General features: G+C 76.3%; 8 protein-coding genes, 1 tRNA gene and 2 pseudogenes. 5 read left to right on the top strand and 6 right to left on the bottom strand.

Features of this window, described 5'->3' with window-relative positions:
* Positions 1 to 2: 2 nt before the first annotated feature.
* Positions 3 to 1,433: a S8/S53 family peptidase gene (locus ACIHAR_RS17790; protein ID WP_400020264.1), complete on the bottom strand. Its 1,431-nt coding sequence runs from the start codon at positions 1,431 to 1,433 to the stop codon at positions 3 to 5.
* A gap of 285 nt (positions 1,434 to 1,718) precedes the next feature.
* On the opposite strand from ACIHAR_RS17790, the gene ACIHAR_RS17785 reads away from it, so the two are divergent.
* Positions 1,719 to 4,283, top strand: coding sequence for a CHAT domain-containing protein (locus ACIHAR_RS17785; RefSeq protein ID WP_400020425.1), 2,565 nt, complete (start codon positions 1,719 to 1,721; stop codon positions 4,281 to 4,283).
* Positions 4,284 to 5,050: 767 nt separating this feature from the next.
* On the opposite strand, the gene ACIHAR_RS17780 is transcribed toward ACIHAR_RS17785, so the two are convergent.
* A complete protein-coding gene (locus ACIHAR_RS17780; RefSeq protein WP_400020423.1) occupies positions 5,051 to 6,775 on the bottom strand; it encodes a LuxR C-terminal-related transcriptional regulator in 1,725 nt (574 codons plus the stop codon).
* 189 nt (positions 6,776 to 6,964) lie between these two features.
* Here ACIHAR_RS17780 and ACIHAR_RS17775 point away from each other — a divergent pair, with 189 nt between their 5' ends.
* Complete coding sequence (locus ACIHAR_RS17775; RefSeq protein WP_365467918.1) at positions 6,965 to 8,050, top strand: M12 family metallopeptidase; 1,086 nt, start codon at positions 6,965 to 6,967, stop codon at positions 8,048 to 8,050.
* 352 nt (positions 8,051 to 8,402) lie between these two features.
* A complete protein-coding gene (locus tag ACIHAR_RS17770) occupies positions 8,403 to 8,672 on the top strand; it encodes a hypothetical protein (protein WP_400020261.1) in 270 nt (89 codons plus the stop codon).
* 409 nt (positions 8,673 to 9,081) lie between these two features.
* On the opposite strand, the gene ACIHAR_RS17765 is transcribed toward ACIHAR_RS17770, so the two are convergent.
* Together ACIHAR_RS17765 and ACIHAR_RS17760 are read right to left on the bottom strand one after the other, a co-directional pair.
* The gene (locus ACIHAR_RS17765; RefSeq protein WP_365467912.1) at positions 9,082 to 10,011 is read right to left on the bottom strand and encodes a carbohydrate kinase family protein; all 930 of its coding nucleotides are present in this window, start codon (positions 10,009 to 10,011) and stop codon (positions 9,082 to 9,084) included.
* Entirely contained in the window at positions 10,008 to 10,694 is a 687-nt protein-coding gene (locus ACIHAR_RS17760; protein ID WP_365467909.1) for a class II aldolase/adducin family protein, read from the bottom strand. Before ACIHAR_RS17760 ends, ACIHAR_RS17765 begins: the two co-directional genes overlap by 4 nt.
* A gap of 57 nt (positions 10,695 to 10,751) precedes the next feature.
* Between ACIHAR_RS17760 and ACIHAR_RS17755 the strand changes: the two genes are divergently transcribed.
* Positions 10,752 to 11,402, top strand: a complete 651-nt coding sequence (locus ACIHAR_RS17755) for a TetR family transcriptional regulator (protein ID WP_365467906.1) — start codon at positions 10,752 to 10,754, stop codon at positions 11,400 to 11,402.
* A gap of 351 nt (positions 11,403 to 11,753) precedes the next feature.
* On the opposite strand, the gene ACIHAR_RS17750 is transcribed toward ACIHAR_RS17755, so the two are convergent.
* Positions 11,754 to 11,830, bottom strand: a tRNA-Pro gene (locus ACIHAR_RS17750).
* A 43-nt stretch (positions 11,831 to 11,873) separates the two neighbouring features.
* Positions 11,874 to 12,122 (bottom strand): annotated as a pseudogene (locus ACIHAR_RS17745) (MFS transporter); the annotation flags it as partial.
* Between ACIHAR_RS17745 and ACIHAR_RS17740 the strand changes: the two are divergent.
* Positions 12,122 to 12,358, top strand: a pseudogene (locus ACIHAR_RS17740) (TetR family transcriptional regulator); the annotation flags it as partial. The pseudogenes ACIHAR_RS17745 and ACIHAR_RS17740 overlap by 1 nt on opposite strands.
* Between the last annotated feature and the right edge of the window lie 3 nt (positions 12,359 to 12,361).

The raw sequence follows: 12,361 nt of genomic DNA, 5'->3' as shown, positions 1-12,361 counted from the left end.
CCTCACGCGGGGGAGGCGAACTGCGCGACCGGGACGGAACGCCAGGTGGGCGGGTGCAGCGCGGGCACGTGGAAGCCGCGCACCTCGGCGAACTCGTCGTTGGCCGCCAGCAGTTGACGTGCCGCCGCGCGCGGGTCGCTCTCGCCGTGCCGGGTCATGTGCGCCGCGACGAGCCCCGCCACGACGGGCGTCGCGAACGACGTGCCGCTCCAGGTCGCGAGCCCTTCGAACATCACCTGGTCCGGCTTGCCCGCGGTGGCCGCCCGCCGCTCGCTCAGCACGCCGGTGTGGTGCGGCGACCGGCAGGTGCAGGGGTAGGCGAAGCCGTAGCGGCAGTCGTCGTACGTGGAGTGCTGGTAGACGTACGGGACGGGTGTGTCGAAGCCCGTGAGGGCGCTGACGAGGCGCTCGCCGGGGGCGTAGACCCGCACCCAGGGGCCGTGGTTGGTGAAGCAGGCGCCGAACTCGCCGTCGCTGCGCAGCGCGCCGACCGACAGGACCGCGTCGGCGTACTCGGGCAGGGCGGCGTAGGCCGCGGGCCAGAACGGGGCGGCGCTGGCGTTGTTGCCGGCCGCCGCGACCAACAGGGTGGGCCGGGTGCGCAGTTCCTCCATGAAGGCGGCCACGCCGAGCAGGCCGTCGACGCGGCCGTTGGAGGTGCCGGCGGAGAGGCTGATGATGTCGGGCCAGCCGCCCTGTTCGACGGCCTCGAAGAGCTTGTCGCCGAACTCGTGCTCCAGGACGGCGCCCGCGTCGTTGAGGGTGTTGCGCACGGTGACGTCGGTGTGGGGGGCCACGGCGGCGACGAGCCCGGCGATGAACGTGCCGTGGCCGACGTACTGCTGGAGGACGCCGTACTCGTCGGTCTCCTGGATCTGCGCGTCGCCCTCGGTGCGGGCGAGCGGCGGGTAGGAGCGGTAGTCGTGCGTCAGGCCGGTGTCGATGACGAGGACGCCCACGGCGCCGTCCTGGTCGTCGTCGGCGTTCGCCACGGCGGGGTTGGGATGGTGGGCGGCGGGGACCGGCTCGTCGCCGGGGCAGGCGTTGACGGCGATGTGCACCACGTGGTTGCGGCTGACGAGGCGGCGGCCCGCCCGGTCCTCGGCCCCCCGCAGGGCGCGGAGGGCGCCGGCGACGGCGCGGTCCGTGCCGGGGGCGCCCTCGCCCGGGTCGGCGACCCGGATGCGGGTGATGCCGGAGCGGTTGGCCTGCGGGCCGGCCCGGCGCACGTGGTCGGGGACCAGGTCGGGCGCCGCGGTGAAGTGGGTGCGGACGGCGTCCTCGACGACCTGTGCCTCCTCGCCGTCCCGGGCGAGGACGACGCCCTTCTCGTAGATGAACTCGGCGGAGTCGTCCGGCCCCATGGCCAGGGGGACGTCGGGCAGCGCGCGTTGGATGTGGTCGAACTGCTCGTGGAATCGCTGTGGTGCCATGGCGTGTCCTCCCCTGAGACCCGTGGTCGTCAGTCAGAGCCGCGAGGCCGTCGTCTGATACAGGTGGTGCGACGACGCGACAGGGGGGTGCGGTTGCGGTCGCACGCCCCCCAGCGTGCGCACGCCGCGTACGCCCGCCGCGTGCGCCCCCGGCGCACCGATCCCGTTGACGTGATGTCTCATTGATACGGCCTGATACGTCTCCGACCCTGTGTGACATGCGACGCGGCCACTACCATCCGTGGAGTGACAGCGGGAAACGACACGGTTCTCGAACTGCTGCCGATGGTGTTCGCCGCCCCCAACGACGCGCTCGCGCGGGCGGAGGGAGTGCTCGGCACCGAGCCGACGCCGTTGCACGCCTCCGTCGCCCACCAGGTGATCGGTATCTGGCAGCGGGACTGGGGCGACATGCGGCTCGCCCTGGACCACCTCCACCGCGCCCGCCGGCTGGCGGCGCGCGCGGACTGCGCGGAGCGTGAGGCGGACGTGCTGGCCACACTCGGGGTGGCGCTGGTGCACGCGGGACGCACCCGGCAGGGCCTCGCCGCGTTCGAGCGGGGCGTCGGACGCGGAACGGGGCACACCCGCGCGCGCGTGCTCTACCGGCGGGCCTACGCCTGGTGGGTCCTCGGCCACCACCGGGAGGCGCTGGAGGACGTACGCCGGGTGATCCCCGTGCTGCGCCAGGCCGACGACGTCATCTGGACGGCGCGCGCCCTCACCCTGCGCGCCACCGTGCACCTGGCCCTCGGGGCGATCAAGCAGGCCGACGCGGACTTCACGGCGGCCGAGGCGCTGTGGGACACCACCGGCCAGGAGCACGACAAGGCCGACGCGGTGGAGAGCCGGGGCCTGGCCGCGTTCCGGTCGGGGGACGTCCCGGCGGCGCTGCGGCTGCTGGACGAGGCCGAGGAGCGGTACGCCAAGCTCGGCACCCCCACCTTCATGCTCAACATCCGGCGCTGCGAGGTGCTGATGGCCGCCGGTCTCGCGCCGGAGGCGCTGGCCGAGGCGGACGCGGCGACAGCGGTGCTGGACGGGATCGGCGGGCAGTCCACCCGTAAGGCGGAGCTGCTGCTGGCCGCCGCGCGGGCGGCGCGGCTGGCGGGCGATCCGAGGACGGCGACCGCGCGGGCCGCGCTGGCCGTGCGGCTCTTCGCCGGGCAGCGGCGCACCTGGTGGGAGGCGCACGCCCAACTGGTGCTGATCGAGGCGCGGGTCGCCACCGGGCGTGGTTCGGGACGGCTGGTGGCGGACGCGGTCCGGGTGGCGGAGCGGCTCTCCGCGTTCGGGGCGCCCGCCGCGCCGGAGGCGTGGCTGCTGGCGGGCCGGATCGCGCTGGACCTGGGCTGGACGGCCGACGCCGAGCGGTATCTGGCGGTCGCCGCGCGCAGCCGGCGCAGCGGTCCGCCGCTGGCGCGGATGACGGGCTGGGCGGCGCAGGCGCTGTGGGCGCGGGCGACCGGGTCCGGGCGGGGAGTGCTGGAGGCCTGCCGGCGCGGCCTGGACGTGCTGGACGACCACCGTACGACGCTGGGCGCCTCGGAGCTGCGTGCCCGGGCCACCGCGCAGGGCGCCGAACTCGCCGCGCTCGCCCAGCAGGTGAGCCTGGAGCGGGGCGGGCCGCGGCAGTTGCTGGTGTGGAGCGAGCGGTGGCGGGCCACGGTCCTGTCGGCGCCGCCGACCCGGCCGCCGGCCGATCCGGCCCTGCTGAGCGGGCTGACGGCGTTCCGCGAGATCGCCGCCCGCGCGGAGATGGCGCGGATGGACGGCCGGCCGGTGCCGGCCCTGGAGCGGGAGCAGCGCCGCCTGGAGCGGGAGATCCGCTCCCGCACCCTGCACATCCGCGGGGAGGCGCCCGGCGACGGCGACCGGTTCGACGTCGGCCGGCTGCTGGAGCGGCTCGGTGACGGGCGGCTGGTCGAACTGGCCGTCCTGGACGGGCGGGTGCAGGTCCTGCTGTGCGGCGGGGGTCGGGTACGGCGGTTCGCGGGCGGGCTGCTCGCCGAGGCGGAACGGGAGGCGGAGCACGTCCAGGCCGGGCTGCGGCGGCTCGCCCACCCCGGCGCGGACGGCCGGCTGCCGGTGGTGGAGGCGGCCGGGCGGCGGCTGGAGGAGCTGCTGTTGGGCGAGGCGGCCGGTCACCTGGGCTCGGGGCCGGTCGTGGTGGTCCCGCCGGCCCGGCTGCACCGCGTGCCCTGGGCGCTGCTGCCCTCGCTGCGGGAGCGGGTGCTGAGCGTGTCGCCGTCCGCGAGCAGCTGGCTGCGCGCCCGGGAGACCGAGCCGCCGCCGGGCGGACGCCACGTCCTGGTGCGGGGGCCGGGTCTGGCGACCGGCGGGGCGGAGGTGCCCGAGGTCGCGGGACGGTACGGCCGGCCGACGGTGCTGGAACACGAGGACGCGCGCGTGCCGCGCGTCCTGGAGGAGCTGGACGGCGCCGCCCTCGCCCACATCGCCGCGCACGGCGCCTTCCGGGCCGACAGCCCGATGTTCTCGTCCCTGCGGATGGCCGACGGCCCGCTGATCGTCCACGACTTCGAACGCCTGGCCCGCAGCCCCTACCGCATCATCCTCTCCAGCTGCGACACCGCCCGCCTCGCGTCGGTCGGCGCCGACGAACTCCTCGGGCTGGTCACGGCGCTGCTCCCGCTGGGCACGGCGGGGGTGGTGGCGAGCAGCGCGCCCGTGAACGACGAGGCGGTGGTCGCCCTGATGCTGGCCCTGCACAAGGGCCTCAGCGGCGGCCTCACCCTGGCGGAGGCCCTGCGCGACGCGCGCACGGCACTGCCGGGGGACGCGCTGCACCAGGCGACGGGGTGGGCGTTCACGGCGTTCGGAGCCGCCTGAACGCGGAGGCGCGGCGCCTTCGGCGCCGGGCGGCCGGGCGGCCGGGGCAGCGGTGTGCCGGCTCCGGCAAGCCTCGGCCCGGCGCTCGCGCGCCATGGGAGGCGCCTTCGCTCGTCTGCGGGCGCGTGGGGGCCGGTCGCGCAGTTCCCCGCGCCCCTTACGGGGCGCTGCCCGCTCGGTCGGGCGTGCGTCGGGCGTGCGTCCGTGTCGACGCTCACGCCCCCGCGGACCGGGGCCGCCGGACCGGCGCAGCTGCGGGCCGGGGCCGGCCACCGATCGCCTTGCAGCCGCTCCGCGGGAGGCGCTCTCGCTCGTCTGCGGGCACGTAGGGGCCGGTCGCGCAGTTCCCCGCGTCCCTTACGGGGCGCTGCCCGCTCGGTCGGGCGTGCGTCGGGCGTGCGTCCGTGTCGACGCTCACGCCCCCGCGGACCGGGGCCAGCCACCGGTCGCCCCGTAGCCGCTCCGCGGGAGGCGCTCTCGCTCATGTGCGGGCACGTAGGGGCTGGTCGCGCAGTTCCCCGCGCCCCTTACGGGGCGCTGCCCGCTCGGTCGGGCGTGCGTCGGGCGTGCGTCCGTGTCGACGCTCACGCCCCCGCGGAACGGGGCCGCCGGACCGGCGCAGCGGCGGGCCGGGGCCAGCCACCGGTCGCCCCGTAGCCGCTCCGCGGGAGGCGCTCTCGCTCATGTGCGGGCACGTGGGGGCCGGTCGCGGAGTTCCCCGCGGCCCTTACGGGGTGCTGCCCGTTGTGGTGTGGGGCGTTCTCCGGTCAGGCCGAGCGGGGCTGCGGGGGTTCCGTCAGCCAGGGCAGGGATGCTCGGTCGCTCGCCCCGAGGCGGGTGTAGGCGCTGTAGAGGTGGTTGCCGACGGTGCGGACGGAGAGGGTGAGGCGTTCGGCGATCTGCCGGTTGCTCAGGCCGGCCGCCGCCAAGGTGACGATCTGCCGCTGGCGGGCGGTGAGTTCACCCAGGACGAGGCCGGCGAGGGCGGGGGTGCGGGCGCCCTGGCAGCGGCGGGCCAGGGCGACGGCGCGCGTGCGGGCGGTGCGGGCCGCACGGGGGTCGCGGTGGGCTCGTACGGCCTGGGCGTGGGCCTCCGCCGCGAACAGCAGCAAGCCGCGCTCCTCGAGCTCTTGGGCGACCTGGTCGAGGGCCGGTCCGTCGCCCCGCGCGAGCGCCTCGGCGTGGCGGGCGAGGACGCCGCCGGGCGGCAGGGCGCCCGTGGCCCGCTCCGGGGCGCCGAGGCGGACGGCGTCGTAGGCGGCAGACGGGTCCCGGGAACCGTGGGCGGCCTGCGGGGCGTCGGTCGCGGCGCCCGACTGGGCCTGTGCCAGCGTCAGTTCGTGCAGGCACGCGGTGTCCTCCGGGGCGGAGGCCAGCCCCTCGCGTGCCCAGGCGGCCGCGTCGCGCAGTTCGCCGCGCAGCCGCGCGAAGCGGGCGCGGACGGCCGCGTAGGCCGCCGGGACCGGTTCCCCCTCGGCCACGAGCCACTCCCCCACCGGTGTGGGCGTCGCGCGGACGTCCAGGCGGTCGATGGCGTCGGCCAGCGCGGCCGACTCCGCGTCGAGGGCCGGTGGGCGGGGCGCCCGGCCGCCGGTCAGGCGCCGGGCCCGCAGGCGGCCCGCCGCCGCGCGCAGCATCGGGCCGTGCAGGGGGTGGGCGAGGCGGACGGTCGCGTCGTCGTCGGCGTGGATCAGGCCGTCCGCCTCCAGGCGTTCGAGGACGTGCAGGTCCAGGGCGTCGGCCGGGAGCGGCAGCGGCTCGGCGAAGGCGAGCCGGTCGAGGGTCTCGCGTTCGTCGGCCCGGGTGCGGGTGAGGACGGGGGCGACGTGGTCGCGCAGGGCCGGGGCCGGGGGGACCGGGCCGCGCCACCGCCACTCGCCGGTGTGCGGGACCCGGGTGAGCAGACCGTGCTCGCGCAGGGCGTCCAGCAGGTGGCGCAGGAGGCGGAGGTCGCCCCGGGACAGGCGGTGCAGGCGGTCCAGGGTGAGGGGCTCCAGGGGGACGCCGGCGGCCGTGGTCAGCAGGTGCGCCGTGTCCTCACGGGCCAGGGGTTCCAGCGGGAGGCGGGGCAGGAGTTCGCCCGTCCACAGGCGGGTCACGGCGCCCGGCGCCGGTACGTCGTCCGCGACGAGCACCAGCAGGCGGGTGCGGCCCTGGACGGCCAGTTGGTGGACCAGGGCGGCGGAGGCGTCGTCCAGCAGTTGGGCGTCGTCGACCACCAGCAGGCGTGTCGCGGTCAGGAGTCGCACCGCACGGTGGAGGGTGACGCCCTCGGGGAGCAGGTGGGCGAACGCGGCGAAGGCGATGCCCCGCGACTCGGGGGTGCCGGCCACCCTCGCGCAGTCCGTGCCGCGGACCGCCTCCAGAGCCAGGCGGGTACGGCCGCAGCCGGCCGGGCCCGTGACGACGATGCCGGGGCGGCCGGCCGTCAATGAGCGTCGTACCAGCTCCAGTTCCTCCTCCCGGCCGGTGAACGGCCAGGACGCCGGCAGGGGCGCCGTCGGGGGCGCCGTCGGGGGCGCCGGCCGGAGCGGCGTGCGATACGGCGGAAGGGGCGGGGCGGCGTCGCGTACGGAAGTCGTCACATCAACGGGAGTCCGGCTACTCAGCCCTGATACAGGGTGACTTGAGTAGCCCCCGACTCAGGTCCCCGGGTGGCCGGCCAGGGCAACCTGGAGTCCATGACCGCCCGTTACTGCTCGCTCGCGCAGCAGCCGGCCCCCGCGTTCGCCCCGGGGCTGGCCGCCGAGCGGCTCGGTGCGCTCATGGGCGGACGCCGGATGTGGGTCAACGGCACCGTGCTGCACTACTACTTCTTCGACGGCGAGGCCGACGCGTCGGTCGTCCCGGTACCGGGCGCCGGGGGAACCCGACGGGTGTCCTGGGTCGGCGGCAAGGAGCAGCGGGACGTGGTGCGCGACTGCTTCCGCGCCTGGCAGGACCTGGGCATCGGGGTCACGTTCACCGAGGTCGCCGACCGCTCCGAGGCCGAACTGCGCATCGGTTTCCAGCAGGGCGACGGCTCCTGGTCGACGGTGGGCCGGGACGCGCTGCTGGCGGGCCTCCACGAACGCACCATGAACTTCGGCTGGGACCTGACCGCGCCCGGGGAGCGCGCGACGGCCCTGCACGAGATCGGGCACGCGCTCGGGATGCAGCACGAGCACCAGAGCCCGTTCGCCGGCATCCACTGGGACGACGAGGCCGTGTACGCCGATCTGGCGGGCCCGCCGAACTTCTGGAGCCGGGACCGCACCTTCTTCAACATCCTGCGCAAGCTGGACCCGGCCGAGGTCAACGGCTCGGTGTGGGACCCGCAGTCCGTGATGGAGTATCCGTTCGCGGCGGGGCTGATCCTGGAGCCCGAACAGTTCCGCGGGGGTGTGCACCCGCCCGGCGGACTGTCGCCCCTGGACAAGGAGTTCGTGCTCCGCTGGTATCCGCCGCTCGACACGCCACGGCCGCCCGCGCTGGTGCCGTTCCGTTCGGTGCCGCTGCGGCTGGGGCCGGGCGAGCAGGCCGACTTCACCGTCGAGCCGACGGAGACCCGCGACTACACCGTGGGCACCTTCGGCGCGAGCGACGCGGTCGTGGTCGTCTTCGAGGAGCGGGACGGGGAGCCCCGCTTCCTCGCCGGCCGGGACGACGGGGGCACCCCGCACAACGCCACGATCAGGGCCCGGCTGGTGAGGGGCCGCCGCTACTTCGTCCGTGTCCGCCTGTACTCCGGCTGGGGGTCGGGCGAGACGGCCGTCATGTGCTGGTGAGAGCACACGGCCACACAGACCGCAGTCCGGCGCCGGGGGAAAGGCCGGGGACGTCGCCGCTCGGGGGAGGGTGACGTCCCCGGCCGCACCGCGTGCGGCCGGCCCGGGGAGCCGAGCAGAGGCCGTTCCCGGTCCTGCGCACTGTGCGGCGCCGTCCCCGCGGCGCCGGAGCGCGACCACCGGCGGGAAGGGCCGCGGCGCCGGAGCGCGACGACCGGTGCTAAGGGGCCGCGGCGCCGGAGCGTGACCACGGCGGGCTACGTCATCGGCGCAAGCCTGCGCCCCGGCGCGGCGTTCGCACCGGAATGCCTGTGGCTCCGGGGGGCGTGGGCTCCGGGGGCGTGCGCGAGGCGTGCGCAAGGTCGATGTGCCGGGGAGCACGGCCGAGGGGCAGCCGGGGCTGTGGACGTTCGTCGAGTGGAAGGCGGACGAGGACCACGCGGCAGGGATCGCGGACGCGCTCGCCGCCGCGTCGCGGCCCGAGCTCGGCTGGTACGCCGACTTGGCGGTGGGCGACGAGCGGATCGTGGTCTTCGCGGAGCACTTCCGCATCGCGCGTGGCGACGGGGCGGGCCGGGCCGGCCGAGGCCTGGGTGCGCCGCCACGACGGCGGGCGGGCTGAGGCGGGCGGGCCGACGGAGTCGCGTACGGGCGGTCGGTGGGGACGCCCGAGCATCAGCTCGACCGGGGTCGGTGACCCCGGCGGCGCCTGCCCGCGAGCGGTTCGCGGGAGCGGGGAGCCCGCTTGGCGGACCGCCTCACCCACGGGAGCGGAGAGCCCCGCCCGGCGGACCGCCTCACCCACGGGAGCGGAGAGCCCCGCCCGGCGGACCGCCTCACCCGCAGGAGCGGGGAGCCCCGCCCGGTGGACCGCCTCACCCGCGGGAGCGGGGAGCCCCGCCCGGCGGACCGCCTCACCCGCGGGAGCGGAGAGCCCCGCCCGGCGGTTCGGCTCACCCACGGGAGCGGAGAGCCCCGCCCGGCGGACCGCCTCACCCACGGGAGCGGAGAGCCCCGCCCGGCGGACCGCCTCACCCGCGGGTCTTCGCGCTCGCCGCGAACGCCTCCGCGGCGGCGAGGTCGAAGTCGCCGTGGTCACTGCCGAGGCCCTGCGCCACCAGGGCCGCGGCCGCGCAGCCCAGGACGGCGGCCTCACCCGGCGCCCGCCCGAGGCCGAGGCCCCGCAGGTAGCCGGCCGAGAAGGCGTCGCCGCACCCGGTGGTGTCGACGACGTCGACCGCGAAGGCGGGAACCGTCTCACTGCCCTCCCCGGTCACCACGAGCGCGCCCTCCCCTCCTCGGGTGACCGCGACGACGCCGGCCCCGGCGCCGCGCAGCCTCTCCACGCCCGCCGCCAGCTCGCGCTCGCCCGAGAAGCCGAGCACCTGGTCCTCGTTGGGCAGAAGGTGGTCGACATGGGGCAGCGCCGCCTCGATCTGCTCGAAGCTGCCGAGCTCACCCGGGGCGAGCAGGTCGACGGAGGTGACCGTGCCGTGCTCCTTGGCGTACGACAGGATGCGGGCGGCGACGTCGACGCCGATCAACTCGGGCCCGCCGAGGTGCAGATGGGTGGCCTCCGCGATGGCGTCCCAGGGCACGTCGTCGAGGCCGTAGGTGATGTTCGCGCCGAGCAGGTGCAGGGACGGCCGGTCGCCATTGGGGCGGATCGGCAGGACGCTCGCGGAGGTCGGCGTGTCCGCGCGGCGGACGAGCGACTCGGTGCCGATCCCGGCCCGTCGGAGGAGCTCGACCAGCAGGTCTCCGGTGGGGTCGGCGCCGATGGCGCCCGCGCTGCGGACGGACGCGCCCAGCTTGGCGAGGGTGAGGGCGGTGCCGCCGGCGGTACCGGCGGCGGTCATCCGGATGTCGTCCACCAGGGTCGCGCCCTGGCCCTCGGGTATGGCCTCCACCGGCCGCACCAGCACGTCCAGGACGTGCACGCCCATCGTGACGACCTTCATCGGTTTCCCTCCAGCGCGGGTGGTACGGGATGGGTGGTGCCGTAGTCGCGGGCGAGCGCCGCCTCGATCACGGCACGCTGCTGCTGTTCGTCGAGGACCCGGGGCCGGCCCATGGCGGCGGCCCGCTGGTAGACGCCGCAGGCCCACTCGAGCAGCAGGGCGTGCTCGACCGCCTTGCCGAGCGTGGAGGCGTGGGTGACCGCGCCGTGGTTGGCCATGAGGGCGGCGCTGCGGCCGTCGAGTGCGGCGAGCACCGACTCGGCGAGCTCCGGGGTGCCGAAGGTGGCGTACGGAGCGACGCGCACCGTGCCCCCCAGAGCGAGCAACTGGTAGTGAATGCAGGGGAGTTCGTCGAGGACGCAGGAGACGGCGGTGGCCATCGGCGCGTGGGTGTGGACGACCGCGCCCGCGCCGTGACGGCGGTAGACGCCGAGGTGCAGATCCAGTTCCGAGGTGGGCCGGAGGGTTCCGGCCACGACCTTCCCGTCGAGGTCGACGACGGTCACCTGCTCGGCGGTCAGTTCGGCGAGGACCGCTCCGGTCGCGGTGATCGCGACCCTCTCCCCCACTCGCAGGCTGACGTTCCCCGCCGTGCCGATGAGGAGGCCCTCGGCCCCCAGGCGCCGGCAGGCGTCCGCCACGGCGGCCCGCTCCTGACCCAGCGCGGAGCTTGAGTCGGTCATGGGCGCGACGGTAGCGTAAAGGTGAAACAAAGTCACGTTCATGTCTGGAGGCCGCACTTGGCCCACGCGACCGCCGATCCGGGCCGCACTCCGCTGCGCCGAACGCCCCGTCAGGCCCGCAGCAGGGCGCGGCTGGCACTGGTGCTGCGGGCCGCGGAACGCGTCCTCGTCGACGAGGGGGTCCAGGCGCTCACGACGACGCGGGTGGCGGCCGAGGCCAAGGTGTCGGTGGGCTCGCTGTACCAGTACCTGCCCGACCGCGGCGCGATCATCGACGCCCTGGCGGCGGGCTACTTCACCCGCCTCGAAGCCGTCATGGACGACCTCGTCCGGGCGGCGGCGACCGAGCGGTGGGAGGACCCGGTGGGCGTGCTGGTCGACGCGTTCGCCGGGATCTACCGCACGGAACACGGCTTCCGCGCCCTGTGGTTCGGCAGCGGCCTGACCGAGCGGGCCCGGGCCGCCGACCGCGAGCACAAGCACCGGATGGCGGACGGCGTCCGGCGCGTGCTGCTCGCCCTCGGCGCCGCCGCCGACGACGAGGCTCTCGCACGCTCGTGCCACGCCGCGGTCCTGGCGGCCGACGCCCTCGCCCAGGAGGCGTTCCGGCGGGATGCGGAAGGGGACGCGGACCTCCTCGACGAGGCGAAGGTGATGCTGCGGGGGTATCTGGCCGCGGTGATGGCGCGCTCCCCCTCACGCCCGTGACCCACGCGGCGCGAGCGGGCCGACCGGCCCGACCGGAGTGAGCGGCCCGCCCCCGGCGTGCCGGTGACGTCCGGCGGGCGGGAACCGGGTCCCGGGGGCGGCGGGGAAGGCGCCGTGGGCGGAAGGGCCCTCGGGCACCGCCCCGGCAGGGCACTCAGGCACCACCCCGGCAGTGCACCACGGCGCGGGCGGCGGACGGGCGGCGGACGGGCAGGCGTCGTACGGGCGGCCAACCGGCGTCGGACGGGCGGCGCCGCGGACAGGCGGCGTCCGGCAAGGCCGCGGACAGGCGTGCGGCACGGCGAAGGCCGCCCTCCCGTACGAGAAGACGGCCTCCGACCCAGATGAAGCTGGTCGGGACGACAGGATTTGAACCTGCGACCCCTTGACCCCCAGTCAAGTGCGCTACCAAGCTGCGCCACGTCCCGCCGCGCCCCGCGACGGTGAACCGTGGGAACGCGCAGGTAAACACTACCGTACGCGTGCCGGTGCGGCGGCCGGGACCGGGTGGGCCACCGGTCCCGAGGGGCCCGGCCGGCGCCCGGCGGGGACCAGCAGGGCGGCGAGGGCGGCGCCCAGGCAGAGCATCGCCAGCAGGGTGAAGCCGTGGGTGTAGCCGGAGTCGTAGGGCAGACCGGAGGGCTGGAGCCGGCTGGTGACCAGGACGCCGGTGACGGCGGCGCCGATGGAGCCGCCGTTGGTGCGGATGTTGGCGTTCACAAGTCCGCGAGGCCCTCGAGGAGCAGTCGGAGATCTTCGATGCCTGCCGGGTGTCGATGTACGCGGCGGGCGGCCCGCTGTCGAGCGGGCGCAGGCGGCCGGCGCCGCCCGGACGGACATGGACTTCGGCGACCTCCTGCGCATGGTCGCGGGCATCACCGCGACGACCTTCGTTGGACGACGCGCAGCGCGACCGCGTCCTCGCCATCGCCCTGGACGGGGTGCGCGCCACACGCTGC

The sequence above is a fragment of the Streptomyces sp. NPDC052016 genome, assembly GCF_044548445.1.
In the GTDB taxonomy this organism is placed as follows: domain Bacteria; phylum Actinomycetota; class Actinomycetes; order Streptomycetales; family Streptomycetaceae; genus Streptomyces.
This window is presented reverse-complemented; position numbering and strand designations above follow the sequence as displayed.